The organism is Rickettsia endosymbiont of Orchestes rusci (assembly GCF_964030945.1).
GTDB lineage: Bacteria > Pseudomonadota > Alphaproteobacteria > Rickettsiales > Rickettsiaceae > Rickettsia.
Window position 1 is genome coordinate 509780 of record NZ_CAXIQG010000004.1, and the last position, 24804, is coordinate 534583.

Genomic DNA, 24804 nt, shown 5'->3' on the forward strand with positions numbered 1-24804 from the left:
TTTTGAATCTTTTTATGATATTATAAGCTGGATTCCGTGGTCGTAGCCACGGAATGACAGAATTTTTACCTCTTTATTTAAACGTTCGTACAGTAGTGGGTCAAGCCCGGAAGTGTATGAACGTTGTTACATGACTCTTAAAAAGCCCTCGATGTCATTCCTGCAAAAGCAGGAATCCAGCCTTACTTATGTCATGCTGAACTTGTTTCAGCATCTCTTGTAGTAGATCCTGAAATAAATTCAGGATGACTATATTTTCCTAGATTCCCGCTTTCGCGGGAATGACATCGAGAACGTTCGTACAGTAGTGGGTCAAGCCACGGTATGACACCATATATTACTTCGCCGCAGCTTCAGTAGTAGCCTCTTCTGCGTCGGCTTTTCCTCTACGCCCTATTATCGTTGCAAGGACAAATTCTTTTTTAGTAGCAAATCGGCATCCTTCAGGCAAATTTACGCTTGAAGATTTTATAGAAGTAGCAATCGGCATATTAGTTACGTCAATAGTTATACTTCGCGGAATATTATTAACGTCACATAACATAGGAACGGTTCTTTTTATTATATTAAAATACCCTCCCCTTTTAACTCCAAGCGCTCTTTCTTTCCCTTCATATATTACCGGTACTGCCATTTTTTGAGTTTTTTCTTCTAAAAACACAAAATCAACATGGCGTACTATATCCGTAACAGGATGCAACTCTATAGCTTTTGGCAGTACTTTATATTTTGTTTTTCCTAATACAATATTGATTAACCCGGATATAAAAGCCGGTTTTCTATAATATTTTGTTATTTCTTTCTCTTCAATTGAAATAGCAACGGGCGTTTTATTTGCTCCGTAAATAATAGCAGGGACCCTGCCTGTTCTTCTTAATGCTCTTGCTGCGCCTGTACCGAATTCTGCTCGAACTTCTGCGGCAAGTTCTAGTATCTCACTCATCTTAATATACTCTCCTTAAGCCTTTAAACTTTAAAGCAAGTAATATTAACCTCAAATTCCTAAAAATTCAAGTTCTAATTATTATTTTTTACTTTTTAGATGTCATTCCCGTGAAAATGGAGCGTTGTTGCATGGCTCGATAAAGCAGCAGTATGTCATTCCTGCGCAGGCAGGAATCCAGAAAAATTATAGTCATCCTGAATTTATTTCAGGATCTACTAAAAAAGATGCTGAAACAAGTTCAGCTTGACAAAGTTAGAAAGCCCGGATTCCCGCCTGCGCGGGAATGACATCGGTAGTAGCCGATAATCTATTCTATACCTAAATATTTATGCGTCTGCAAGGATAAGCGATGTCCTGATTCTAAAGCAAGCTCAACGGCTAACTTATTATTATCGGCATTAAGTTTTGGGTCGTTTTGGTCCATCGGTTGGATAAAAACCGGTATGTTATAACTAGTTTGACCGACTTCCTCTATATGATTATATTCCATAATATTTTTAGCAACTATAAATTTCATTGCACTAATAGAGGGTAATAAATCTTCTCTTATTTTAGAATAGCCGTTTTTTCCGGCTTTCGGCGAACAAACTACCGATATTTCTTTCGGCAAAGGACGGTATAACGTACCGTTAGTCTCAATTTGCACTTGAAAACTCTCTTCTAACAATTTTCGACATAACAATTCAATAGGTTGACGAAGCGGCTCCCCGCCGGTAATCACCGTTAGCTTAATTGATTTTTTTGCGTATGAATTTTTACTAAGAGAGATAACCTCATTTATAATATCATCGGTATTTATTAAGCTATATTCCTCAAAGTCCGTATCACAAAAATTGCAAGCAAGGTTACATCCTCCGAGTCTTATAAAGATAGCCGGAACCCCGACAAAAATCCCTTCCCCTTGAATAGTTTTAAAAATTGCCTTAACTTCTAATTTTGTCCCGTCACCGTGTAAAATTCCTCTTTTAGGATTTTCTCCAAACATTTGTCTCTTATGAATAAATGATTTATGAGCTACATTATAGCACAAAACTTAAAAAATATCTTGCAATAATTGATGAATAATATTATTGTTCACGTTACTATACTGCTCGTATTTTGAAAATTGAATTTTATTTTGAAGGGTGAGCCAATGGATAACCAAAGGATGGGAGCGTACAAATAGTACGTGAGTACACGAATCCCTAATAAAATGTAAAGAGCAATTTTTGAAAGATTAAGTAGTATCATCGGTAACGTGGCTTTGGTATGCCTATATTTACCGACAAAATCTTAAAATACCAATTTAAAGGAATAATCATGCCTAAATTAAAAACAAAATCCGCTGTAAAAAAGCGTTTTAAACTTACTGCTAGCGGTAAAGTTATCGCATCCCAAGCAGGTAAAAAACATTTTATGCGTCGTCGTACTAAAGCTCAACTTCGTAACCTTCGAGGTACTACAATTCTTTGTGCTCAAGATGGATATAATGTAAAAAAATATTTTCTTCCATACGGCATTAATTAATTAGGAGCTAAAAAATGACACGCGCAAAATCAGGAAAAATTTCAAAAAATCGTCATAAAAAAATCCTCAAACTTGCAAAAGGTTATAGAGGTCGAGCTAATAGTTGTTTTAGAGTAGCCGTTGAAAAAGTAGAAAAAGCCCTTAGTTATGCTTATAGAGATCGTAGAAATCGTAAGCGTGATTTTAGAGGCTTATGGATTCAAAGAATAAATGCAGCAGTTCGTGAGCATGGTTTGGTATATTCGCAGTTTGTCGGAGGTCTTAAAAAGGCCGAAATTGATATTGACCGTAAAGTACTTGCAGAACTAGCCGTAAATAACAGTGAAGGTTTCGCTCATATCGTTGAGCAAGTAAAAGCTCATATATAATTATAAGTAATTATATATTAAAAATCATTATTACGAGGAGATGCTTTAGCATCGACGCGGAGCGTTGTTGCATGGCTCAAAAGCGTTGCAAAAAAAACACCGTCATTGCGAGGAGGCACATCGTACCGACGCGGCAATCCAGTCTTTGTCATGCTGAACAAGTTTTGCGCATCTTTTGAGAAATATCCTGAAATAAATTCAGGATGACTCTATAATTTTTCTGGATTCCCGCCTTTAACTAGAATGACATACTGCTGCTTTTATCGAGCCATGCAACAACGCCTTTGGTCGCTCGCAATGACGTTTAAGGTATCCACGCTGGCATTGCCGCCTCGCAATGACGGTAGACAACTCTTCAACTTATACCTATATACAACACTATTTACTTTGCTGTCTTTTTTGTTTCGGCTGTGCTTTAATAGCTGAAGGAAGCATAGAACCGTTTTCTATATAACTTGTTAGCTCCTCCGTAATAATAAATATTTTTGATTTTTTATCTTCCGGTATATCAAGAGTTTTTAGTAACTTTTTAAGCTTACTTATTGATTTTAATCCTTCACTTGCCGGTGTATATTTATTACCGGTAGTATTTATTAACTTTTCCCCAACATCTTTTGCTTTTAATTGCACTTCTGTCGGTATATTAGCAGTAAATTCATCTCCTTCTATATTTTTATACTTATTAGTTATTTCTTTTCCTATCTCTTTTAAGCTTTTTGTAGAAATTTTATACCGTTTTATCCCGATAAAATTAGCTATTTTTGTAAAAAAGGTTTTTTTATTATTTAATTCTTGAGAAATTTTATTTATTAATTCGGCTTTATTTTTTTCCAAGTTATTAGAAGAAATATTTTCTAATAGAGAAGATAGATTATTAATAATTTTCTTACGCTGCTTATCATCTATAAATATTTCATTTTCTACTTTTAATTTTTTTATTGATTTGTCAATTATAGAATCTTCCTTAATATTCATTTGTTCATTAGTTTGCCGTACAGCCTTCTTTGAAACTTCAGACTCGATTAACTGCTTAGTATATTTTCCTTTAGGCTCTGCTATTTCCCCTTCTATTTGAGCAGCTTCTGACAGGTCTAGTTTCTTATATGCTTCATCTTCTCTTACTATAGGAGCATATAATATAAAATTAATACTTTGTGCTATTCTGCTATCTAATGAATCTTTTGAATCTCTTTTATTATAAAAATTTTTTTGTAGTGTAGCATAATGATCCAAAATAGCAGACGGTATATCTTCCGGCTTTAACGGTTCTAAGTTACCTTTGGCATCAAATTTAGCTTTCATGCCGGAACGCATTGCTTCAAATGCTAATAATTCCTGAAAAATTTTAGTATCAGGGGTACGACATACAAAATTCGGATCATTATTAGACGCAAGCGTAGCAGCATTTACCATTACTGCATGATTTAACTTATGCAAAGCATCATCACTTAAATTTGCAGTTAAAACTTCAATAAAAACTTTTCTTTCTTTTGCTTTTACACCGAAAGTATTTTTAAGCTTTATTAAATCATTGTCCGTTACTTCTCATGCAACTATTCTATTTATTATTTCTTTTTCTATCATAACTTTTACTCACCTTTTATTTGCATAGTTTTAAGCTTTAGTATTTCAAAATAACTTAATCCTTACATAAATTAAAGAAAATAGCTAAAATATAATAAAGAAAAATTTTTCAATAAATTTTCTTACTTCTATATCTTATATAAAAACAAGTATTTAAGCTCCTTCGCTTCCGAAGTAAATAAAATCATCTTCTCCTAACATTACTATTCCACTATCATTCAGATTTTGTTCTATGCTACCGGTTACCGAATCAGGCAACTCTTTAGAAACTTTATCCTTCTTACCTTGTTCCCTATACTCTTCTAATGTCTTTCCTCTTATAACACGTTGCATTAATCCCTCAATTACCTTATCAGGTAATACTTTAGGAACTCCTTCAGCAGCTTCCTTATAGACTTCTTCAGAAACTTCCACCTGTTTAGTATAATTAATAATTTCCGTTTCTATATCTTCTAGTTTTTTGGTAGCAATTTTATAATATTTTGACGAAAATATATTAATTTTTTTTGAAAAATTAGTTTTATTATCTTCTAATTCCCGGGAGATTATACTTATTAATTTTTCTTTTTTTTCTATTAACTGAAGGTTATCAATCTTTGCTAAACAAGAAGACAATTTAATAAGAATTTTTTCTTTCTGTTGATTATCTACAAGAAACTTTTCTCCTAATTTTTCTATTGAGTCCGCAATTATTGATTCAGGAGTTATTTTAAGTTCATTTCCGATTCCTTTAATAATTTTATCAGTTATAGATTTAATTTCTGTCTTATCTTTATTTATTGTATTAATTTGAAAAACAGTTTTTCTTGGGGCTTTCTCTATATACTGTGAAATTCTTGATTTGCTTAACTCTTGAATATAACTACCATCGATTTTTTGAATTTCTTTCTCCAAAATAGCTTGAGCTGCTGGGTTTAATAGCTTTGTATAATTAGTATTTTCTCTTACAATAGGACCGTACATCATAAAATTAATACTTTGCGCTATTCTGCTATCTAATGAATCTTTTGCATCTCTTTTATTATAAAAATTTTCTTTTAATGTAGCATAATGATCCAAAATAGCAGGCGGTATATCTTCCGGCTTTAACGGTTCTAATTTACTATTTACATCAAATTTTGCTATCATACCATGACGTTTTGCTTCCAACACTAATAATTCCTGAAAAATTTTATCCTGAGTTTCACGACAGTAAAAAACATGGTCATCATCAGGTACAAGAATATGGGCATTTTCCATTACGGCATGATTTAACTTGTGCAAAATATCATCATCTAGAATTTCATTTAAAGCCTTAACAAAAGCTTTTCTTTCTTTTTCTTTTGGTTTTGTACCAAAAACATTTTTAAACTCTATTAAATCCTCTTTAGTTGCCTCTCCTGCAACTATGTTACTAATTATATTTCGTGTTAACACCACCATTTCCTCGTTTTTTATTAAAATAGAATTTTGCACTATATAAGGTTAAAAAAAATTAACAACTTTTTTATAATGCTTCTTAAAAAATAATTTAATCTTGTGGATAAATTTGCAGAGGATGGCGCATAAGAGCCTTTTTTAGATGATTGGTTTGGATGTGAGTATATATTTGCGTGGTGCTGATATCGGCATGACCGAGCAATTCTTGAATAACTCGGAGATCTGCTCCGCCTCCAAGTAGGTGACTGGCAAAACTATGGCGTAAAACATGGGGAGAAATATTCTCAGGGTTAAGCCCTGCTTTTATTGCCGCTTGTTTTAGAAGAATAGCAAAATTTTGCCTAGTCATATAGCCGCTACTAGACGCCGAAGGAAATAAATAAACTATATTTTTAGGATATTTTTTATTGATAAAAATATCTCTAATTTTCAAATATTCTGTAATACTTGCAATAGCTTGCTCGTTTATTACTATCATTCTTTCCTTGTTACCTTTCCCCAACACCGAAAATATTTTTTTCACGTTAGAGGAAAGTTTGTTAATTAAAATATCATTTAATTTAAGGCTAACAAGTTCGGAAACACGTAGACCGCTCGCATATAGCAAATGAATCATTGCCTTAAGCCGTAAGCCTTCGGGAGTTTGATTGTTTTCGCAATAGTCAAGTAAAGTTTTGATCTCTAGAATTGATAAGGTAGAAGGGAGTTTATCCTGATATTTCGGTAAGTCTACCATCAAAACAGGATTATAATTTGTATGGTTTTCACTAATTAAAAATTCGTAATAGCTTTTGATAGTGGATATTTTTCTATTAATTGACCGAGCTTGCAAGCCGTTAGTTGCTAAATATTCAATCCAATCCCTAACATTCTCGATACTAGTATTTAATTCTAATATTTTTTGCTGAGACAAAAAGGCTTGAAAATCCAGTAAATCACGTTTATAGCTAAGTAAGGAATTTTTTGATATTCCCCGCTCGGCTAACATCATTTCGAGAAACTGCTCGATAAATTCCATAATATACTACTCAATTAACCGGAAGAGTTGTGGTTTATGTCATGCCTGGATCCTTGATGCCATTCCTAGCTGCGGCAGGCATTGTTGCATGGCTCGAATTTTCGATGTCATTCCCCACACCCCATTATGTCATTCCCCACACCCCATTATGTCATTCCCTACACCCCATTATGTCATTCCCGCGTAGGCGGGAATCCAGAAAATACTTTTTAAGTCATCCTGAATTTATTTCAGGATCTTTTTCAATAGATGCTGAAACAAGTTCAGCATGACAAAGAAAAGTCTTGATTCCCCCCTGCGCGGGAATGACACCCTTTTTATGGCAATTTCTTATCCATGCAAAACGCCGCGCATATGCACTACTGTACGAACGTTTAAATAAAGAGGTAAAAATTCTGTCATTCCGTGGCTACGACCACTTCAGTCCAGCTTATAATATCATAAAAAGATTCTAAAATAAGTCTAATATGGCTTTATTTTCCTGGATGCCGTGATCAAGTCACGGCATGACACAGCCTTTTTTCAACGTTCGTACAGTAGTGCGCGCATATGCGGGAATGACATCAAAAAGTAGGAAAGTAATAACATTAAAACCAACCCTTCATTTACCGACAGTATATATTTATCTTCGTATGGAGGCCAGGGCCGGAATCGAACCGGCGCATAGAAGATTTGCAGTCAACCGCATTACCACTTTGCTACCTAGCCTAAAGTCCTTGGAATTTTAGACAGTTTTGAGTAAAAAAGCAACAATTTTGTGGTTATACTGATAAACAAAATCCTTGATGCCATACCCGCCTGCGCATGGGTGTCAACTTAAGGAGCAAAAACGTAAGCCGTCATTGCGAGATGGTTAAAATCGCTTAAAACTTGTCATACCGAGGCCCCTCCTCGCAAGGACGTTTAACGATCCACGCAACAATGCCAGAGTGGATAGACGAAGTTCAACTTGAAAAAGAGCAAGGCACCTCGGAGCTTTTGACCGCAGCGTATACTAAATACGTGAGGATCAAAAGCGAGAAGTAACGTAGCCAATTTTTCAAGTTCAACGAGTATACCAGCTAAAACTCTCTAATCCTTGCCGGCGGTTTTAATGATAATTCTTTGACAAAATTTAAGAACTGACTAACGGAATCTACTATATCGTCATTTTTTACATGCGGGAAATATAATAATTCTTTTAAAATTATATTATTAAGCGCTGATTGTTTAGGTAGTAAAACCTTAGAAGATTGAAATAACGACACTATTGACGCAAATCTGGTAATTTTATCGAGTCGTGGTTTTATGCCGATTATGCGCATATTATCGTTATTGAGGCGTAAGTCTTGAATGATCTGCTGCCCGCTGGCTTTATCTTCAATTAATATAAATCTTGGGCTATATTGCTCCGCTAATCTCTCTACTAATTTTTTAAGTTCAGGATAGGTAAGTTTTTTTCTGGTCATTGAAATAAGGTAATATTTTTTATCTAAAATCCCCCAGATAGTGCAAACACTATAATCGGAATTTTCTGAAATTTTAATTGCCGTATCCCAACTTTGAATAAAATAATCAAATTTTTCCGGCAAATTTTCATAAAAACTAACATCTTCAATATTGAGTAATGAAGAATTTTTAGGAAGCGGTCGCTGCAAATATTGCGCTGAATAATTATAGCTACCTATTTCCTGCTCTAGCTCACTTAAAAGATTACGAGAATCTTTAAAATTATCTAATAAACCCCCGTTAAGATGTTGATATTCTTTTATTTGACCATTAACTAGTAATTTAAAAAAATAATCTTTATCGGCAATAGCCGGAATTTTTAAATGATGCCAGGAATCAGAATTCATAAGGAGATGCCCGACTAAATCCTCCTCATGTAATCTTTGCATAACTAACACTATCGAGCCGGTACTTCTATTATTTAATCTACTTACAAAAACCTGTTCAAACCATTCAATTACTTTTTTACGTATTTTATAAGAATTTATTTGGCTAGGATTATGAGGGTCATCAATAATTAATATATCGCCGCCCTCACCTGTAGCCGAACCACCGACGGAAGTAGCAAATCTAAAACCGTTTGCATTCGTTAAAAATTTACTTTTTTGATTATGTTCTTTACTTAAAACAGTATCGGGGAAAAGCTGTTTATACCAATCGGCAGATAAAATAAACCGACAATCTAAAGAATGCTTGATGCTTAATATCTGGGAATAGCTAGCAACCATAATCCTTTTAGTAGGATCGTGTCCTAATATCCAAGCCGGCCAAGCAACACTTACGCATACAGATTTCAAAGACCTTGGCGGTATATTAATTATTAAACGGTTAATATCACCGTTTTGCACCGCTAGCAAATAATCGCTTATCAACTCGATATGCCAATTTAATCGATAATCTATACCGGGATTGATAGTATTAAAAACCTTAATTACGAAACTATGAAAATCTTGACGTAAAATAGCATATAGTAATTCCTTTGAGTAAGCCATTGATATTTATGTTTTATTTATATTTGCAAGTACAAGATTAAGTATATTTAAAGTCGTGTCGATGTCATTCCCTCGCAGGCGGGAATCCAGACTTTTCTTTGTCATGCTAAACTTGTTTCAGCATCTATTGCAAAATATCCTGAAATAAATTCAGGATGACTTAAAAAGTATTTTTCTGGATTCCCGCCTGCGAGGGAATGAAATACAATATGTAACATTGATTACTAATTTTAAATTACTCTGAAGCAGATTAACATAAAACTTTGTTGTGATTAATCGGCAATGCTATATAATTCTTAAAAAATATATTGCGACCTATGATATTACCTAAAATTATTTTAGTTTTTGCTATCCTGCTAGGCTTTACTAGCTTATCACAGGCAGAAAATACAAATATTGACATAGAATCGTTTTCTACCACCGAAGACATCGAAAATAATGACAGAGATAGTGATTTCCTCCCTATTATCAAAAATAACTCGGCTAGTTTTGAGAATATTGAGCTTAATAATAGTGCTGAATTAAAAAATTATCGGCAGGGCAAAATTATTGCCTTAAACAAAATTACCGCTACTTCTCGTGAATTAATTTTTAAAGTCGGTGAAGAACAATATTTCGGTAATATAAAAATCAAGCTCCATAAATGCCTAAAAAATCTTGATCCGTATAAGGAAGATAATTATTTATTATTAACAATTACCGAATATAAAATTGATGAAGACCCGATATTACTTTTTCAAGGATGGATGACTTCTGCAAGTATTTCACTCTCTACCTTTGAACATCCGATTTATGAAATTTTCGCCAAAAATTGTCTATAAGTATTTGATATGCATTATTATTTAATTTCCGGTCTAATATTTTTAATTCCCGTTATCGGTATGATAGGCGGATTATCCGTAGCTGCTACCATACCGATTTTGTTAATGATTTTCTTATTTTCTATAAAAGATAGGATCACTTTACGCTTTTTATTTTCTACTTACAAAACAGAATTATTATTTGCTAGTTGGTGTTTATTATCATGTATATTCGCAATTAACCCTATAAACAGCTTACTTACTTTTTTACAAGTTTTTTCGGTTTTACTGCTAGGCTTTACGACTAGTAATTACATAGATACGTCTATATTTTTTCAAAATGACCGAAATATTAAATGCTATCTTATAAGCGGAGTTATTGTCGCAATAATTTTATTTTTTATTGAATATCTGACTAACGGCCTCCTAACTAAAGCTTTCCGTGCTATTTTTCAATCTTCTTCCTCACAATTTTTTAACCTTTATATGTTAGATCGTGGTTGTGCGTTACTATCAATTACCGCGTGGATAATAATAACAATCTTAATTTATTATAAAAAGCCTATTATTTCTTTATTATTTTATGTATTAGTGCTGTATTTATTATTTATTTCCGACAGCTTAGCAAGTTTTTTAGGTTTTCTAATCGGCGGGTTAACATTTTCGGTTAGCAAAATAACCAAAAAAATATTAACCGGAGAAATATTTTTTAGATTGATAAGTATAGGCTTAATAGCCGGTTCATTATCAATTCCGATAATTGCCGGCAATATAAATCCTAGATATATATCAGAAAAATATGCATCGTCTATTCAGGAGTCAGCACAACATCGTCTGTTTATTTGGCATTTTGTTGCAAATAAAATTGCAGAAAAACCGATTTTCGGTTACGGTTTTGCATCTTCAAAATATATAGAAGTAAAAGATAGTGAAATAATTAAACATAATGGGATAGAATGGCATCCCCTACCTTTGCACCCTCATAATAACATACTACAAGTTATTCTTGAGACGGGTTTAATCGGACTAATATTATTTTTAGCTTTAATTTATAAATATCTTAAACAAATTAGTAATTTAACACGGCAAAATAATAATTGTCAAAATTATCAATCTATTTCTTATGCCTGCTTTATAAATTATTATTTTATCGGGATGGTTTCTTATAGTATTTGGCAAGTATGGTGGGTAGCAGTTGGTATTTGGGCATTGATTTTAATGAAGTTATTAGTTAAATCCGATATAATAATTGATAATTAATTTTGGTTGATATAATCTAGGAAAATAAAGAATTCATAGATGTCATTCCCGCGTAGGCGGGAATCTAGAAAAATTATAGTCATGCTGAATTTATTTCAGTATCTATTAATGAGATGCTGAAACAAGTTCAGCATGACAAGACTAGATTCCCGCCTACGCAGGAATGACATCGAAAATTTGAGCCATGCAACAACGCCATTGCCTCCTCGCAATGACGTTTAACTTAATAAAAAAAACATAATGTGGCAAGAATCAAAAATTTTACAGGAATATTTACCGATTAGTGTTTTTTTCGGCATTGCGGTATTAATATCTAGCTTAATAATGATTTTGCCGAATTTATTAGCTACTAAGAAGTATAATAAAGACAAATTAGAACCTTATGAATGCGGCTTTGAGCCTTTTAGCGACGCGAGAGCTAAATTTGATATACGTTTTTATTTAGTCGCCATTTTATTTATTATTTTTGATCTTGAAGTTACGTTTTTAATCCCCTGGGCTATTACTCTCGGAAAAATCGGTAAAATAGGCTTCTTTTCAATGATGTTTTTTCTCTTTGTCCTTATTATCGGTTTTATATATGAGTGGAAGAAAGGCGCTCTGGAGTGGGAATGATTATACTCATAAATGAAGCGTTGTCATACCGTGGTCAAGTCACGGGGCGACAGTCCTTAATCCTTGAAATACGAACGTATATAAAGTAGATATAATTATATGAAAAATAATTTTCAAGCAGAGAACGAATTAATTAATGATGAGCTTTCTAATCGAGGTTTTTTGTTAACTACAGTTGATGATTTAGTCGGCTGGGCAAGGGCAAATTCTTTATGGCCGATGACTTTCGGGCTTGCATGCTGCGCGGTTGAGATGATGCAGGCAGCAGCGAGCCGCTACGATATGGATCGTTTCGGGATGTTATTTAGACCAAGCCCTCGCCAATCCGATTTAATGATAGTAGCAGGCACGCTAACTAACAAAATGGCACCGGCATTACGCAAAGTATATGATCAAATGGCTGAACCTAAATGGGTTTTATCTATGGGAAGCTGCGCTAACGGCGGCGGGTATTATCATTTTTCATATGCGGTAGTGCGCGGTTGTGATCGAATCGTACCGGTTGATGTATATGTTCCGGGTTGCCCGCCGACCGCTGAAGCTTTAATTTACGGATTATTGCAATTACAAAAGAAAATTAAGCGTTCCACAGGCTTTAAATATGACGGCAGGAAATATGAGTGATCCGGCAAAAATTATCAATAAATTTATATCTGCACATAATATTAAAGCAACTCCCATAGAGATAACGGGTTTTATTAGTTATCAAATAGAAGCGGATAATTTATTATCTTTTCTAACGATTTTAAAGGAGTCGGAAGATTTACGTTTTACTATCTTAACTGATTTATTCGGTGCAGATTTTCCGGAGCGTGATAGAAGATTTGAAGTAGTTTATAGTTTACTAAGTTTGAAATTAAATAAGCGTTTATTGTTAAAAATTGCCGTTAGCGAGAATGAAACTTTGCCCTCTATAACCGGGGTGTTTAATGCTGCTTGTTGGTATGAGCGTGAAGCTTACGATATGTTCGGGATAAATTTCACGGATAGCCATGATATGCGACGCATCTTAACCGATTACGGGTTTGAAGGACATCCGTTACGTAAAGATTTCCCATTAACAGGTTATACTCAGGTTAAGTATGATGAAACTCTGCAAAAGGTGGTATATGAACCCGTCAAGCTTGATATAGAATATCGAGAATTTGATTTTTCTTCACCTTGGCAAGGTCCGAGTTACGTGTTACCGGGTGATGAGAAGGCTGGGAAGTAATGTGGTGCCTGCAACGTCATTGCGAGGAGGGACATAGTCCCGACGTGGCAATCCAGGAAAAATTATGAAACAACCGACTGTATATATTATTGCTAATAAACGAAATGGTACTATTTACGTAGGAGTAACTTCTAATCTTATCAAACGTATATATGAACACAAAAATAATACAACTAATGGGTTTAGTAAAAAATATGATTGTAAAATACTAGTATTTTATGAAATTCATGAAACTATGGACTCTGCAATAACTAGAGAAAAACAAATTAAATCAGGCTCAAGAGAAAAAAAGCTTAATTTAATTGAGCAAATGAATGTAAATTGGAAAGATTTATATGATGAAATTATTTAACTGGATTGCCGCGTCGCCTACGGCTCCTCGCAATGACGGCTACTATGACTAACAACTCTAAAACTATAACTCTAAATCTCGGTCCGCAGCATCCGGCGACTCATGGAGTATTGCGGCTAATTTTAGAAATGGACGGCGAAGTAGTAAATTTAGCCGATCCACATATCGGTTTGCTACATCGCGGTACCGAAAAGTTAATCGAGCATAAAACATATCTGCAAGCCATACCTTATTTTGATCGGCTGGATTATGTATCCCCGATGTGTCAGGAACACGCTTTTGCTCTAGCTGTTGAGTCATTGCTAGGCTGTGATGTACCACGGCGTGCACAGTTTATTAGAGTTATGTTTTCGGAGCTTACCCGAATTCTAAACCATACTTTAAATATCGGTAGTCAAGCGTTAGACGTTGGCGCTACTACCCCTTTATTATGGCTGTTTGAAGAACGTGAGAAAATTATGGAATTTTACGAGCGTGTTTCAGGTTCTCGCATGCATGCCAATTATTTTAGACCGGGCGGCGTTGCGCAGGATTTACCGGATGGCTTATTAGAGGATATCGCCATTTTTATAGAACAGTTCCCTACCCGCTTGCAAGACGTAGAAACATTGCTAAATAATAATAGATTATGGAAGCAAAGATTAGTCGATATCGGCGTTGTTTCACAGAAAGAAGCTATGGATTGGGGGTTTTCCGGTCCAATGCTTAGAGGGTCAGGAATTGCTTGGGATTTACGCAAATCAAATCCTTACGATGTTTATGATGAAATGGATTTTGATGTTCCTATAGGCAAGTCCGGTGATTGTTATGATCGATATTTAGTTCGTGTTGAAGAAATATATCAATCGTTAAGAATAATTAAGCAATGCATTGAAAAAATGCCGCAAGGTGAAGTTAAAACTACCGATCATAAAATCACCCCGCCGACGCGCGCAAAAATGAAAGAATCTATGGAAGCAATGATCCATCATTTTAAGCTTTATACCGAAGGCTATGACGTACCGAAGGGAGAAACTTACAAAGCAGTAGAAGCTCCGAAAGGCGAGTTTGGCGTATATTTATATTCCGACGGTAGTAACAAACCTTATCGATGCCGAATTAAAGCACCCGGCTTTGCACATCTACAAGGACTTGATTTTATGGCAAAAGGTCATTTAATGGCTGATATAGTGGCTATTATCGCCACGCTTGATATTGTGTTTGGAGAAATTGACAGATAACCTTGTCATACCGTGGCGGGGCCAGCGTTGTTGCATGGATCGAAAAATAGCAAAATGTCATACCGTGGCTTGACCACGGTATCTCGTAAAGCAATCTGTGATAGTATATTTCACGAGATCCCGCGATCAAGTCTATAGTACCGGACAGTTTTTGAAAAATCATCGTCATTGCGAGGAAATTACATAGTAATTGACGAAGCAATCCAGTAAAAAATGCTAATTTATAGCATTTTTTTATTATTTTTCTGGATTGCCGCGCAGCCTATATGGCTGCTCGCAATGACGTTTTGACTAACTTTCAAAAACTGTCCGGTACTATGGATCAAGTCACGGGATGACAGAAGAAATATCGATCCATACAACAATGCCGGCGGGGCCACGGTATGACATCAAATGCATTTATTTAAAAATATGACTACAAAAATTACAAATTTTACATTCGATAAGAAAAACTCGAAGCTGGCAGCGGATATTATTAAAAAATATCCGGCGGAAGGCAAAAGAAGCGCCATTCTACCGCTGCTTGACCTTGCACAACGTCAAATGGGCGGCTGGCTTCCGACGGCTACTATAGAATATGTAGCAAACTTACTTGATATGCCATATATGCGAGCTTATGAGGTAGCAAGCTTCTATACTATGTTTAATTTAAAGCCTGTCGGTAAACATCATATTCAAATATGTACTACTACGCCCTGCTGGCTTCGCGGTAGCGATCAAATAGTTGAAGCTTGTGAACAAACACTAAAAATTAAATGCGGTGAAGTAAGTAGCGATAAAAAATTTAGTTTAGTAGAAATAGAATGTTTAGGTGCTTGCGTAAATGCCCCTGTCGTGCAAATTAACGATGACTATTTTGAGGATTTAACAAACGAAAGCATAGTTGAAATAATTAATAAAATGAAAGATAGTGACTAGTATTTTACTATTAATAATCAAATTTTATCAATATTTTATATCGCCGTTACTCGGTAATAATTGTCGTTTTTACCCTTCTTGCTCGGAATATGCCAAAGATGCAATAATAATACACGGAAATTTCAAAGGGTTATGGCTAGTTTTCAAAAGAATAATTAAATGCCATCCTTTTTGTCAAGGCGGTTATGATCCTGTACCTCTGCGCAATGACGATATCTCATGAATAACAATCTAATCCCCTTAACTCGAGATTTTTTCGCTCGTGATACTAATATAGTAAGCCAAGAATTACTTGGGAAATTATTATATTTTCAGGGGAAAAAAGCTATCATTACCGAAACGGAAAGCTATATAGGGCAAGATGACCCTGCTTGTCATGCTGCAAGAGGACGGACAAAAAGAACCGATATAATGTTTGGCTCTGCCGGATTTAGTTATGTATATCTAATTTACGGCATGTATTACTGCCTAAATTTCGTAACTGAAATAGAAGGCTTCCCTGCTGCAGTATTAATAAGAGGAACACATGTTATTTCTCCTGAAAATCAATATCTGAACGGTCCGGGTAAATTATGTCGATATTTAGGGATAAATATTTCTCATAATAAATGTGATATTATCAATAATAATGAATTTTTTGTTAGTGATATAGGACTCAAAACTTCCTTTTCTATAACCCCCCGTATCGGGATTACTAAAGGCATAGATAAATTATGGCGCTATGTTGTTAAAGAACCTCTTGATTTAAGAAAATTCTGGACTTAACTCCTAATAAGTTATACTAATTAGGAATTAACTCCTAATAAGTTAGCATAATATGTATAATAGATATTTAAAATTACATTTAGAAAAGAAACAAACAGCTTTTCTGTGGGGAGCAAGGAAAGTAGGAAAATCAACTTATTTAAAAAATCTATATCCTGAATCAGTATATTATGATTTATTAAAAACTGATTTGCAATTCAAATATCTAAAACAACCATCCATGTTTCGGGAAGAAATCTTAGCATTAGATACACAAAAACTTACTTTTCCTATAATAGTTGATGAAGTACAAAAAGTACCGGCATTACTTGATGAAATTCATTGGCTTATAGAAAATACGGATAGCTATTTCATTTTGTGCGGGTCAAGTAGTAGAAAATTACGATTACACGGGACAAATTTACTTGGCGGCAGAGCTATAAAATATAATTTTTATCCGTTAGTATATCCGGAAATAAAAGAAGAATTTAATCTTTTAAGGATATTTAATCATGGTTTAATCCCATTACATTTTATCAATAATAACCCACGTAAATTACTTAAAGCATATGTAGAAGATTATCTAACTAATGAAATACGTGCTGAAGGATTAGTACGCAATATTACCGCATTTAGTAGATTTATGGATAGCACGGCCTTTTCTCACGGAGAGTTATTAAATTATTCTAATATTGCTCGTGATTGCTATATTGATGCCAAAACAGTTAAAGAATATTATCAAATACTTATTGATACGTTGGTTGGATATTTGATTTACCCATACACAAAAAAAGTTAATCGAGAAATTATATCGTCAACTCCTAAATTTTATTTTTTTGATGTAGGAATAGCAAGTAATATCACGGAAAATAATTTTGATGATCTAAAAGGTGCAGCAGCAGGTAAAGCACTCGAACATTATGTGTTTACGGAATTAAAAGCGTATATAAATTTAAATGATCTAGATCATCGTATAAATTACTGGCGTACTAAAACAGGTTTAGAAGTTGATTTTATAATTAGTACTATAAAAGGCAAACCGCTACCGATTGAAGTAAAAATATCTTCAAATTTACATAAAAGCGAACTTCGAGGAATGAAAGCTTTTATGGAAGAACACAAGCTTGATAAAGGCTATATTATCTGCTTAGAAGAAACTCCAAGAAAAATACATTTAGAGACTCAGGAAATTAATATATTACCTATCAAAGAATTTTTAAAGAGATTATGGAAAGGTGACATTTTTTAATTCTAGCTTCTGGGAACATTCCTTATTAAATTTTTTTATTATATCAGTTGTCAAATAGTACCACATATGGTACACTGTTATAATGCTTAATATACCAAAAACTCTTGTTGTAAAATTTTATCAATCTATAACTAAAAAAGAACCGGTGCGTGATTGGTTACTTGAACTAGAACCTAATGATTGTAAAACTATCGGTACAGACATCAAAACTATCGAGTATTCTTGGCCAATTGGAATGCCTATATGTAAACCTCTAGGCAAAGGAATGTACGAAGTAAGATCAAATTTAACGGATGGCAAGATAGGAAGAGTAATTTTTTGTATAGTAGGTAATAAGATGATCCTTTTACATGGATTTATCAAAAAACTCAAAAAATACCTGATAAAGAACTAGATTTAGCATATAAAAGAAAAAAAGAGGTAGAATTATGAATACACTTAATCAGAACGGTATTGGTTCTAATTTTGATGATTTTCTCAACGAAATTGGAATATTGGAAGAAGTTACAGCAATAGCTCATAAACGTATTCTTGCTAATCAAATAAAGCAAGTGATGGAGCAAAAGCATATAACAAAACTGGAAATGGCTAAAAAAATGGAAACCAGCAGAACAGCTATAGATAGGCTTTTAAATCCTAATAACCCAAATGTTACTCTTGATACCCTTGATCGTGCTGCTATAGCGTTAGGAATGAGGTTAAATATTTCTTTAATCTAATTTCTTTTTAACCCTAGGTGTTTAATTTCCTTCACAAAACCTAATACGATCTACTTGAAATAAATTTAATAAGAGAAGAAAGGGAATCTTTATAAATATTTTGCTGGGTGATTTGTGCTAATAGTTTATTAGCCTCTTCTTCTAAAATATTTAAATAATCTAAAATTTGCTGCTTGATATCATTTTTTATTATTAAATCTTGTATTTCTTTAAATTCATCATTTGTGCGCTTATCTGCTTTAATCATATTTTCAAGTTTTAACCTTCCCTCATTGTCTAATTTTTCATATAAAAAAATCAGCGGTAGTGTAACTTTTCCTTCTAAAAAATCATCACCGATATTTTTCCCTACTTGCTTGCTATTTCCTAGATAATCAAGTAAATCATCGATGATTTGGAATATATTACCTAACAACTTACCGAAATTTTGCATTATAGTAGATATATGCTCAGATTGACCGGCAATAATAGCACCTACCGAGCAGGAAGCACCGAATAACTCGGCAGTTTTTGAGCGTACTATTTCATGATATTCTTCTCTCGTGATAATTCGGCGTTGATTTAATTTTACAAGCTGTGCTACTTCTCCCTCTGAAATAATTGCCGATGCTTGCGATAAAACTTCCATAGCCTGAATAGAACCCGAAGCTACCATTAACTTAAATGACTGACTAAAAAGAAAATCACCGACTAAAATACTCGTTTTGCTTCCCCAAATAACATTTGCCGTGGGTTTAAATCTTCTCATGGTACTATCGTCTACTACATCATCGTGTAACAACGTCGCGGTATGAATAAACTCAACGGCACTCGCAAGCTTGATGTGAGAGTCACCTTGATAACCAAATATTTTACTAGTTAAAATAGTAAGGATAGGACGAATCCTTTTTCCTCCGGCTTCTAACAAATATTTTCCGACTCTTTCAATTAGCTCTTCGTCGCTTTTTAAGCAGTTAATAATAAGGTTATTTAACTTAACGACCTCATCCTTTAAATCGTGATGTATTTTTTCTATAATATCCAATTTTGAACCTTATTTTATAATTTCTTGTTATGTTATTCTAGTTCAAACGAGTGTCTAGAAACAAGAAGTCATGCTGAACAAGTTTGCCGCATCTAATTCAACAGATCCTGAAATAAATTCAGGATGACTATTTTTTTCTGGATTCCTGCCTTCGCAGGAATGACACCGAGAGTGCTTTATTTTATAATTTCTTCCCAAAGGCTTTGAGTAATTTCTTGAAATTGCGGCAAACTAAATTGTTCTAATATCTTTTGATGTTGAGCAAAATCAGGGATTAATTCCTGCATTTTTTCTTTTATATTATCTCCCGCTTCAACTTTTTCTACCGCACTTTTATATAGTGATAAATAATATAACGGTATAATTTTGTTTATATCATCAATCATTCCTATTTTGGTATTATTTAGGTTAGATAAATCTAATTCATACTTAAAGCTTATATCAGTTGAGTTAGAATCCGGATGATCCGAAATAGTTCTTAAAAATGATTTTAAAGCGTTTTTATATAATTCTCTACTCTCATCGGAAAAAGCTTTAAATTTTCCTAAATTATAAAAATATGAACCTAAAATATCTATTATTTTGAAGTAATTATTAAATATTATTACCCCTTTACTTACAGATTTTTTAAGTATATTTACCGTACTCTCATTTGTAAAATTAAAACCGGAGCTACCGGAAAATAAGCTTAAATTATTTATTTGCGCTCTGGTTACTTTATTTAATTCCGTAACTAAATTAACATCTAAGGCAAATTCATACACTCGATTCTCAAGAGGAGTAAAATCAAACTTATCCTTATTATTAATAATATATATAAGTTCTTCGTTGGCACTATCGAGTTTGGAAAGCTTTAATAAATAGGCTTGCTTATCATTATAAGTTTTTATAGTATTTAATAATTTTTCTATAAAATCTTGCTTTAATTTAATTTGCGAGTCAATCTTAAGGACAATATTATTATTCCCTAAATCATCTACCACCCCTTTATATAATAACTGCGTCGAGCCTTCACAAATATCACTGATGATTTTAGCATAATCTATTCCTATCTCAAAATCTTTAGCCCAATCGTTAATATTTTGGGCATTAAAATTCAACGCTTTAGTCTTAATATAAAATTTACTTTCAAAGGTAAAGCTATTAGGCCATGCAAATCTATATAATAATAATCCGGCGGGGATTGTTCTACCCTCAAGGTTACTTTCAGATATTTTAGTTGAATAAATAATATCTAACTTTTGCGGTAGGTTCTCCAAAAAATCTTCTTTATCTAAATAATATTTACTTTTATCAAACGCTAAAGAAAATAACGTATAATCTTCATCATAAAGCTTTTGATTATCGATTAAATCAAATATCTCTACTTTATTAGAGCGAAATTTAAAAATTTCTATTAAATTAATAATTTCAAATAGATCTTTTTTTTGCCAAAGTATTTTAAATAATTTCAAATTTAATGGAATTTTAGCCGATAAAATACTCTCTTTATTATTAAATTTTACGCCGAAACCTATTTCTACCGGTTTATGTCGTCCTATTGCCTCCCCTCTAAAAGACAGGAATAAATGCTGCGCTAGTAAATCATACCCAATATGAATAGGAGAATTAAATTCAACTTTTCTGGTACTACTTTCTTCCGACAAATTAATTATAGCAATAGCAAATTTAAAAGGAAAACCGTACGGTCTAACTTTAGAAAATTTAATAAAATACTGCTCATTATTATTAAATATTTTTGCATCAATATAGCGGTTAGAATATTGTTGATTGATCAAATTTGATAAAGAAATAAGAATAGCAAACCATATCCCGCTATATATTAATATAATCGTCGCAGCTATAATTAATACTAACTTAAGTTTTTTTTTCATTGATATAACATTTTATATATAATGCTCATACTCGTCATTACAAGCGACTATAGGCGTTGTTGCATGGCTTGATAAAGTAACCGTATGTCATTCCCCGCTTTCGCGGGAAGGCATTGTTGCGTAGATCAAAAAACGCATTCAGTGTCATACCGTGGCTTGTCCACGGTATCCAGAAAAAACCTTAATCAAAAGACTGGATGCCGTGATCAAGTCACGGCATGACACTGCACGCTTTGCAAAAATTTGATCCACGCAACAATGCCTCACAGGAATGACATATTGACGCTTTTAATAAAGCCACGTAGCAATATTACTTACACAATTTCATATATTCTTGATTTAGCTTTACTATATCCCATACCCATAAGGCGACTATAACAATAAACACTATTAATAAATAGAATATTATTGAGTCAAAAGTAGCACTTGGAATTATTATAAATATTAAGGATTGAGTGAATGCCCCGAGAGACTTACCGAATTTAGTCCCAATTACTTCAACGGCAGCTTTTCCTTTAGTCCTAAGCTCTAAAGATAAGGGAATATAAGCCATCTCTTTTGTGGAATCGAATAACGAATATTTTGCCGATTTACTTAATATATTTTGTATTCCGCCGACCAATACTGCCGCATATAAAAGATTAATATTTTCTACAACCGAGCCTATTTCCTCTAAGAAGATTATAAAGATAAAAAATAAAAAACCGGTGACGAATAACATCAGCGGCGTTAATAAAGCGGCGATAAGCCAGCTAAGCCGTCTTAGGATATTACTACCGATTACCATAAAAGTAACGCAGGATAATCCCATCCAAATATTAAATCTGCCCATAAAATGAACGTAATCTATCGTATTCGGATAGAGTTCCTTTACTTTGGCTTTCCAAGGACCCTCTACAATATTAATGAGCAATCCGTAACAAATTATCAATAATGCTATACGCCCGATATATTTTGAATGAATTATTAATTTTATACTTTCTCTCACCGAAAGTGAGGTTTTTGTTTTAGCTGTTACTTTTTTTAAATCAAGCGTACTTATAGCATCGGTTAAAATAAACCGATTAATTACCTTAAATAATATCATTGCCGTTATGCCGGCTACGACGATTATCGACATGACGGGTTTTAACATTGCTTCCGATCGGTACTCTAAAGTAAAAGGATCAGGTAATAGATCAAAATCTATTACTTCTTTTATCTCCGAGAAAGCAATTAAGACATTTCCTGCAAGTATAAGACCGATATTTCCAACCATTCCAAGGACCGGATAAAATCTTTTTGCTTTACCGGTATCAAAAATATGATTAGCAAATTGCCAAAACATTAAATTAATAACTACCGCACTCCATAACTCGGAGAAAATATACATTACGGCATAGCTCCACTTACCGGCTATTTTGATAAACCATTGAAAATTAGGGTAAGAAAGAATTAAGCGATTTATTAATTCAGGATTTGGATGATAAAAATCTTGATTGGGGAAAATAATGTAAGCAAATATTAAGAAAAATAATAAAAAACAACTAACTATAAGATAAAAGATATACTCGAAATTAAACTTATTACTAAGCTTAACATAAGCAATAGTAAAAATAACACATGAAGGTAGAACTAACCATAATTTTAGGAAGCTGATAACTTCCGCACCCATAGCGGGAACTACCAGCGCATCTTTAATGGAGCGAAGTGCGCCGAAATTAAAAAGTATACAAAGCATCATTAAGGCCATAGGCAAAAAAAGCTTTAGCTCTTCTTTCTCTATCGGCCAAATAATTTCTTGAATTTTATTAAAAGCGGTTTTTGGCAGTAACATTATTTATACTGAGACCTTTGCATAAAATAGAATAAACTTTTAAATCGCCTAATGGGTAAAGTCAATAAAAATAGCCAGGTTGTTATACTGAAATATCTTTCCATGGGGTTATTTCTCTATATTGCCAGTAATTTTTTACATTTTCACTTAATTTATCTCGGTTAGTTTTCCATAATTCTTGCATTTTAGGAGTCCACGGCTTCGGACCTGCATAATGTGCTATAAAATACGAAAAATAAGGATTTACATCATCAAAATAGGTAGAAAAATTCCATCTTATCGACAAAGGATAAATATAACCATGAAATGCAATATTAAATAAATCTTGATCAGGAAAAGAAAAATTACATTTTGAGTCATTTAAAGTTTTTGATAAAAAAACACCGGCTTTTTTCTTTTTCATGTTTTTTAAATTTAAAAATATGACACCGCTATTTTTATAAGAATAAATCATATTTTTATAACACTTAAAATTAATATTACTTTTACAATGAGCTAAACTTGAGTCCATAGCTCCGGCAGCAATATAATTATCCATATCTATTTTTTTAAGAGAATTTAAGTCATGCAACACTACTATATCGGCATCAAGATACAATATAGAATCTAAAGCCGGAAAAATTTGATCAAGATACAAACGGTAAATTATCAGCAACGGCCAATTAGAGGGAAATTTTATCTTCTTTTGTATCCAATCTTTATTTATTAAGTTTTCCGGAAAATTAATAAAATCTATCGAATAATTTTTTATGTATTGCATAGCAGATAATTTTGCTTTTGATTCTGTAGAAATCTGATCGTTAGGATCCATAACTATATGAAATCTATAAAAACTATCTAAATCTGAATTAAGTAGAGCGGAGGCAATAACCACACCTGCATGAGATGCAAATTTATCATTAATAGTTAATGCTATATCAAGAACGTTATCTTGTTTAATTTTCGTGATTTTAATAGTTTTTTGTAATTCTTCCGTAGCAAGCATATAATTATGATCGGGAATTTCCTCATTAAACGATGATCTACCGAATAAATGAATTAAGCTAAGCCTATATAAACATTTTGCCGTAAGAGGCGGAATATCAAGCGAAATTAGACTATTTAAAAAAGGAATTTCATCTTTTGCATAACCTGTATAATATTTTGTAAAATCAAGATCACTTTCTAAACCTAATAACTCTTTTACTTCTTTTTCATATCCTTTAACGATTAGTTTTACTAAATTAATTGCCCCCGTTTCCGTATAAATAACATCTAAACCGTAACTACCGTTTTTTATGGCTTTATATATCTCTACTAAGGTAGAGTTTTCATTTGCATATAAACGAAGTAAACAGTCATATCCTTTGGCTACTTCTAACCTGTCTATTCCGTCTTCTACATGAAAAAAACATATCTTTTCTAGTTTTTCTCTCTCTGGCTTACTTAAAGTTTTATTAGCTAATTGCTCAAGAGAAAAATCAAAATTTAATTGATTTTCACGGATAAGGCTATAAAATTTCATATAGCTATAGCTAGTAATATCCCGTGCATGACTAAAATCTCGATGCATTTTAATATTACTTACGAAGAAACCAATTACTATTATTATTAAAATAAACACCGTTACTAATAACAGCAGAGTAAGGAATTTATAACTAAAAATTTTTTTAAGGCTTATAATTAGGCTCATCAAAATA

The 24804-nt window shown here is 33.2% G+C and carries 32 protein-coding genes and 1 tRNA gene; 19 read left to right on the plus strand and 14 right to left on the minus strand.

Annotation, left to right across the window (positions count from 1 at the left end):
• Positions 1 to 337: 337 nt before the first annotated feature.
• A complete protein-coding gene (locus AAHM91_RS06390; RefSeq protein ID WP_341794006.1) occupies positions 338 to 943 on the minus strand; it encodes a 50S ribosomal protein L25/general stress protein Ctc in 606 nt (201 codons plus the stop codon).
• Between the two features lie 127 nt (positions 944 to 1070).
• Between AAHM91_RS06390 and AAHM91_RS06395 the strand changes: the two genes are divergently transcribed.
• The gene (locus tag AAHM91_RS06395; protein ID WP_342270243.1) at positions 1071 to 1193 is read left to right on the plus strand and encodes a hypothetical protein; all 123 of its coding nucleotides are present in this window, start codon (positions 1071 to 1073) and stop codon (positions 1191 to 1193) included.
• A gap of 60 nt (positions 1194 to 1253) precedes the next feature.
• Here AAHM91_RS06395 and AAHM91_RS06400 read toward each other — a convergent pair whose 3' ends face one another.
• Positions 1254 to 1931: a 7-carboxy-7-deazaguanine synthase QueE gene (locus AAHM91_RS06400; protein ID WP_253307767.1), complete on the minus strand. Its 678-nt coding sequence runs from the start codon at positions 1929 to 1931 to the stop codon at positions 1254 to 1256.
• Positions 1932 to 2245: 314 nt separating this feature from the next.
• On the opposite strand from AAHM91_RS06400, the gene rpmI reads away from it, so the two are divergent.
• Together rpmI and rplT are read left to right on the plus strand one after the other, a co-directional pair.
• A complete protein-coding gene (gene rpmI, locus AAHM91_RS06405; RefSeq protein ID WP_341794004.1) occupies positions 2246 to 2452 on the plus strand; it encodes a 50S ribosomal protein L35 in 207 nt (68 codons plus the stop codon).
• A gap of 14 nt (positions 2453 to 2466) precedes the next feature.
• A complete protein-coding gene (gene rplT, locus AAHM91_RS06410) occupies positions 2467 to 2820 on the plus strand; it encodes a 50S ribosomal protein L20 (protein WP_253307769.1) in 354 nt (117 codons plus the stop codon).
• A 17-nt stretch (positions 2821 to 2837) separates the two neighbouring features.
• Here the strand turns inward: rplT and AAHM91_RS06415 are convergent, their stop codons facing one another.
• The 4 genes from AAHM91_RS06415 to xerD form a co-directional block, all read right to left on the minus strand.
• A complete protein-coding gene (locus tag AAHM91_RS06415; RefSeq protein ID WP_342270244.1) occupies positions 2838 to 2972 on the minus strand; it encodes a hypothetical protein in 135 nt (44 codons plus the stop codon).
• A 226-nt stretch (positions 2973 to 3198) separates the two neighbouring features.
• Positions 3199 to 4257, minus strand: coding sequence for a DUF5410 family protein (locus tag AAHM91_RS06420; protein WP_342270245.1), 1059 nt, complete (start codon positions 4255 to 4257; stop codon positions 3199 to 3201).
• A gap of 300 nt (positions 4258 to 4557) precedes the next feature.
• Positions 4558 to 5859, minus strand: coding sequence for a DUF5410 family protein (locus tag AAHM91_RS06425; RefSeq protein WP_342270246.1), 1302 nt, complete (start codon positions 5857 to 5859; stop codon positions 4558 to 4560).
• A gap of 55 nt (positions 5860 to 5914) precedes the next feature.
• Complete coding sequence (gene xerD / locus AAHM91_RS06430; protein ID WP_342270247.1) at positions 5915 to 6841, minus strand: site-specific tyrosine recombinase XerD; 927 nt, start codon at positions 6839 to 6841, stop codon at positions 5915 to 5917.
• A gap of 56 nt (positions 6842 to 6897) precedes the next feature.
• On the opposite strand from xerD, the gene AAHM91_RS06435 reads away from it, so the two are divergent.
• Together AAHM91_RS06435 and AAHM91_RS06440 are read left to right on the plus strand one after the other, a co-directional pair.
• The gene (locus AAHM91_RS06435) at positions 6898 to 7113 is read left to right on the plus strand and encodes a hypothetical protein (protein WP_342270248.1); all 216 of its coding nucleotides are present in this window, start codon (positions 6898 to 6900) and stop codon (positions 7111 to 7113) included.
• A gap of 33 nt (positions 7114 to 7146) precedes the next feature.
• Entirely contained in the window at positions 7147 to 7296 is a 150-nt protein-coding gene (locus AAHM91_RS06440) for a hypothetical protein (RefSeq protein WP_342270249.1), read from the plus strand.
• A 178-nt stretch (positions 7297 to 7474) separates the two neighbouring features.
• On the opposite strand, the gene AAHM91_RS06445 is transcribed toward AAHM91_RS06440, so the two are convergent.
• Positions 7475 to 7549, minus strand: a tRNA-Cys gene (locus tag AAHM91_RS06445).
• A 353-nt stretch (positions 7550 to 7902) separates the two neighbouring features.
• The gene (gene terL / locus AAHM91_RS06450) at positions 7903 to 9321 is read right to left on the minus strand and encodes a phage terminase large subunit (RefSeq protein ID WP_342270250.1); all 1419 of its coding nucleotides are present in this window, start codon (positions 9319 to 9321) and stop codon (positions 7903 to 7905) included.
• A gap of 317 nt (positions 9322 to 9638) precedes the next feature.
• On the opposite strand from terL, the gene AAHM91_RS06455 reads away from it, so the two are divergent.
• The 7 genes from AAHM91_RS06455 to nuoD all read left to right on the plus strand — a co-directional run bounded on the left by AAHM91_RS06455 (position 9639) and on the right by nuoD (position 14781).
• Complete coding sequence (locus AAHM91_RS06455; RefSeq protein WP_253307774.1) at positions 9639 to 10142, plus strand: DUF2155 domain-containing protein; 504 nt, start codon at positions 9639 to 9641, stop codon at positions 10140 to 10142.
• A 9-nt stretch (positions 10143 to 10151) separates the two neighbouring features.
• Complete coding sequence (locus AAHM91_RS06460) at positions 10152 to 11381, plus strand: O-antigen ligase family protein (RefSeq protein ID WP_410526161.1); 1230 nt, start codon at positions 10152 to 10154, stop codon at positions 11379 to 11381.
• A gap of 240 nt (positions 11382 to 11621) precedes the next feature.
• Positions 11622 to 11996: an NADH-quinone oxidoreductase subunit A gene (locus tag AAHM91_RS06465; protein WP_253307775.1), complete on the plus strand. Its 375-nt coding sequence runs from the start codon at positions 11622 to 11624 to the stop codon at positions 11994 to 11996.
• A 99-nt stretch (positions 11997 to 12095) separates the two neighbouring features.
• Positions 12096 to 12620: a NuoB/complex I 20 kDa subunit family protein gene (locus AAHM91_RS06470; RefSeq protein WP_341793996.1), complete on the plus strand. Its 525-nt coding sequence runs from the start codon at positions 12096 to 12098 to the stop codon at positions 12618 to 12620.
• On the plus strand, positions 12598 to 13209 hold the full coding sequence (locus tag AAHM91_RS06475; protein ID WP_342270251.1) for an NADH-quinone oxidoreductase subunit C: 612 nt from the start codon (positions 12598 to 12600) through the stop codon (positions 13207 to 13209). The genes AAHM91_RS06470 and AAHM91_RS06475 overlap by 23 nt, the downstream gene beginning before the upstream one ends.
• 64 nt (positions 13210 to 13273) lie before the next feature.
• Positions 13274 to 13561 carry a GIY-YIG nuclease family protein gene (locus AAHM91_RS06480; RefSeq protein WP_341793994.1) on the plus strand — a complete coding sequence of 96 codons (288 nt, stop codon included), beginning with the start codon at positions 13274 to 13276 and terminating at the stop codon, positions 13559 to 13561.
• Between the two features lie 44 nt (positions 13562 to 13605).
• Positions 13606 to 14781: an NADH dehydrogenase (quinone) subunit D gene (gene nuoD / locus AAHM91_RS06485; protein WP_342270743.1), complete on the plus strand. Its 1176-nt coding sequence runs from the start codon at positions 13606 to 13608 to the stop codon at positions 14779 to 14781.
• Between the two features lie 221 nt (positions 14782 to 15002).
• On the opposite strand, the gene AAHM91_RS06490 is transcribed toward nuoD, so the two are convergent.
• Positions 15003 to 15143: a hypothetical protein gene (locus AAHM91_RS06490; RefSeq protein WP_342270252.1), complete on the minus strand. Its 141-nt coding sequence runs from the start codon at positions 15141 to 15143 to the stop codon at positions 15003 to 15005.
• Between the two features lie 49 nt (positions 15144 to 15192).
• On the opposite strand from AAHM91_RS06490, the gene nuoE reads away from it, so the two are divergent.
• The 6 genes from nuoE to AAHM91_RS06520 all read left to right on the plus strand — a co-directional run bounded on the left by nuoE (position 15193) and on the right by AAHM91_RS06520 (position 18411).
• The gene (gene nuoE / locus AAHM91_RS06495; RefSeq protein WP_253307779.1) at positions 15193 to 15699 is read left to right on the plus strand and encodes an NADH-quinone oxidoreductase subunit NuoE; all 507 of its coding nucleotides are present in this window, start codon (positions 15193 to 15195) and stop codon (positions 15697 to 15699) included.
• Entirely contained in the window at positions 15692 to 15922 is a 231-nt protein-coding gene (gene yidD, locus AAHM91_RS06500; protein WP_253307780.1) for a membrane protein insertion efficiency factor YidD, read from the plus strand. Before nuoE ends, yidD begins: the two co-directional genes overlap by 8 nt.
• Positions 15919 to 16464, plus strand: coding sequence for a DNA-3-methyladenine glycosylase (locus tag AAHM91_RS06505; RefSeq protein WP_342270253.1), 546 nt, complete (start codon positions 15919 to 15921; stop codon positions 16462 to 16464). The genes yidD and AAHM91_RS06505 overlap by 4 nt, the downstream gene beginning before the upstream one ends.
• A 52-nt stretch (positions 16465 to 16516) precedes the next feature.
• Positions 16517 to 17692, plus strand: a complete 1176-nt coding sequence (locus AAHM91_RS06510) for an ATP-binding protein (protein ID WP_342270254.1) — start codon at positions 16517 to 16519, stop codon at positions 17690 to 17692.
• Positions 17693 to 17774: 82 nt separating this feature from the next.
• Positions 17775 to 18086 (plus strand): type II toxin-antitoxin system RelE/ParE family toxin, encoded by a 312-nt coding sequence (locus AAHM91_RS06515; RefSeq protein WP_342270255.1) that lies wholly within the window; start codon positions 17775 to 17777, stop codon positions 18084 to 18086.
• 34 nt (positions 18087 to 18120) lie between these two features.
• Positions 18121 to 18411 (plus strand): helix-turn-helix domain-containing protein, encoded by a 291-nt coding sequence (locus AAHM91_RS06520; RefSeq protein ID WP_341793986.1) that lies wholly within the window; start codon positions 18121 to 18123, stop codon positions 18409 to 18411.
• 40 nt (positions 18412 to 18451) lie between these two features.
• On the opposite strand, the gene AAHM91_RS06525 is transcribed toward AAHM91_RS06520, so the two are convergent.
• From AAHM91_RS06525 to AAHM91_RS06535, 3 genes are read right to left on the minus strand one after another with little or no spacing between them, the layout of a single operon-like run.
• Complete coding sequence (locus AAHM91_RS06525; RefSeq protein ID WP_342270256.1) at positions 18452 to 19435, minus strand: polyprenyl synthetase family protein; 984 nt, start codon at positions 19433 to 19435, stop codon at positions 18452 to 18454.
• A gap of 54 nt (positions 19436 to 19489) precedes the next feature.
• Positions 19490 to 19633 carry a hypothetical protein gene (locus AAHM91_RS06530; protein WP_342270257.1) on the minus strand — a complete coding sequence of 48 codons (144 nt, stop codon included), beginning with the start codon at positions 19631 to 19633 and terminating at the stop codon, positions 19490 to 19492.
• A complete protein-coding gene (locus tag AAHM91_RS06535; protein ID WP_342270258.1) occupies positions 19612 to 21309 on the minus strand; it encodes a hypothetical protein in 1698 nt (565 codons plus the stop codon). Before AAHM91_RS06535 ends, AAHM91_RS06530 begins: the two co-directional genes overlap by 22 nt.
• 84 nt (positions 21310 to 21393) lie before the next feature.
• Between AAHM91_RS06535 and AAHM91_RS06540 the strand changes: the two genes are divergently transcribed.
• Entirely contained in the window at positions 21394 to 21531 is a 138-nt protein-coding gene (locus tag AAHM91_RS06540) for a hypothetical protein (protein ID WP_341793982.1), read from the plus strand.
• Between the two features lie 88 nt (positions 21532 to 21619).
• Here AAHM91_RS06540 and AAHM91_RS06545 read toward each other — a convergent pair whose 3' ends face one another.
• Both AAHM91_RS06545 and AAHM91_RS06550 read right to left on the minus strand, forming a co-directional pair.
• Positions 21620 to 23125, minus strand: a complete 1506-nt coding sequence (locus AAHM91_RS06545; protein WP_341793981.1) for an Npt1/Npt2 family nucleotide transporter — start codon at positions 23123 to 23125, stop codon at positions 21620 to 21622.
• Between the two features lie 82 nt (positions 23126 to 23207).
• Positions 23208 to 24677 (minus strand): glycosyltransferase family 8 protein, encoded by a 1470-nt coding sequence (locus AAHM91_RS06550; RefSeq protein WP_253310042.1) that lies wholly within the window; start codon positions 24675 to 24677, stop codon positions 23208 to 23210.
• Between the last annotated feature and the right edge of the window lie 127 nt (positions 24678 to 24804).

Coding starts and splice junctions, on each gene's coding strand:
- AAHM91_RS06390 (WP_341794006.1), bottom strand. CDS start 943: ATGAGTGAGATACTAGAACTTGCCGCAGAAGTTCGAGCAGAATTCGGT.
- AAHM91_RS06400 (WP_253307767.1), bottom strand. CDS start 1,931: ATGTTTGGAGAAAATCCTAAAAGAGGAATTTTACACGGTGACGGGACA.
- rpmI (WP_341794004.1), top strand. CDS start 2,246: ATGCCTAAATTAAAAACAAAATCCGCTGTAAAAAAGCGTTTTAAACTT.
- rplT (WP_253307769.1), top strand. CDS start 2,467: ATGACACGCGCAAAATCAGGAAAAATTTCAAAAAATCGTCATAAAAAA.
- AAHM91_RS06415 (WP_342270244.1), bottom strand. CDS start 2,972: ATGACAAAGACTGGATTGCCGCGTCGGTACGATGTGCCTCCTCGCAAT.
- xerD (WP_342270247.1), bottom strand. CDS start 6,841: ATGGAATTTATCGAGCAGTTTCTCGAAATGATGTTAGCCGAGCGGGGA.
- AAHM91_RS06435 (WP_342270248.1), top strand. CDS start 6,898: ATGCCATTCCTAGCTGCGGCAGGCATTGTTGCATGGCTCGAATTTTCG.
- AAHM91_RS06440 (WP_342270249.1), top strand. CDS start 7,147: ATGACACCCTTTTTATGGCAATTTCTTATCCATGCAAAACGCCGCGCA.
- terL (WP_342270250.1), bottom strand. CDS start 9,321: ATGGCTTACTCAAAGGAATTACTATATGCTATTTTACGTCAAGATTTT.
- AAHM91_RS06455 (WP_253307774.1), top strand. CDS start 9,639: ATGATATTACCTAAAATTATTTTAGTTTTTGCTATCCTGCTAGGCTTT.
- AAHM91_RS06460 (WP_410526161.1), top strand. CDS start 10,152: ATGCATTATTATTTAATTTCCGGTCTAATATTTTTAATTCCCGTTATC.
- AAHM91_RS06465 (WP_253307775.1), top strand. CDS start 11,622: ATGTGGCAAGAATCAAAAATTTTACAGGAATATTTACCGATTAGTGTT.
- AAHM91_RS06470 (WP_341793996.1), top strand. CDS start 12,096: ATGAAAAATAATTTTCAAGCAGAGAACGAATTAATTAATGATGAGCTT.
- AAHM91_RS06475 (WP_342270251.1), top strand. CDS start 12,598: ATGACGGCAGGAAATATGAGTGATCCGGCAAAAATTATCAATAAATTT.
- AAHM91_RS06480 (WP_341793994.1), top strand. CDS start 13,274: ATGAAACAACCGACTGTATATATTATTGCTAATAAACGAAATGGTACT.
- nuoD (WP_342270743.1), top strand. CDS start 13,606: ATGACTAACAACTCTAAAACTATAACTCTAAATCTCGGTCCGCAGCAT.
- nuoE (WP_253307779.1), top strand. CDS start 15,193: ATGACTACAAAAATTACAAATTTTACATTCGATAAGAAAAACTCGAAG.
- AAHM91_RS06505 (WP_342270253.1), top strand. CDS start 15,919: ATGAATAACAATCTAATCCCCTTAACTCGAGATTTTTTCGCTCGTGAT.
- AAHM91_RS06510 (WP_342270254.1), top strand. CDS start 16,517: ATGTATAATAGATATTTAAAATTACATTTAGAAAAGAAACAAACAGCT.
- AAHM91_RS06515 (WP_342270255.1), top strand. CDS start 17,775: ATGCTTAATATACCAAAAACTCTTGTTGTAAAATTTTATCAATCTATA.
- AAHM91_RS06520 (WP_341793986.1), top strand. CDS start 18,121: ATGAATACACTTAATCAGAACGGTATTGGTTCTAATTTTGATGATTTT.
- AAHM91_RS06535 (WP_342270258.1), bottom strand. CDS start 21,309: ATGAAAAAAAAACTTAAGTTAGTATTAATTATAGCTGCGACGATTATA.
- AAHM91_RS06540 (WP_341793982.1), top strand. CDS start 21,394: ATGTCATTCCCCGCTTTCGCGGGAAGGCATTGTTGCGTAGATCAAAAA.
- AAHM91_RS06545 (WP_341793981.1), bottom strand. CDS start 23,125: ATGTTACTGCCAAAAACCGCTTTTAATAAAATTCAAGAAATTATTTGG.
- AAHM91_RS06550 (WP_253310042.1), bottom strand. CDS start 24,677: ATGCATCGAGATTTTAGTCATGCACGGGATATTACTAGCTATAGCTAT.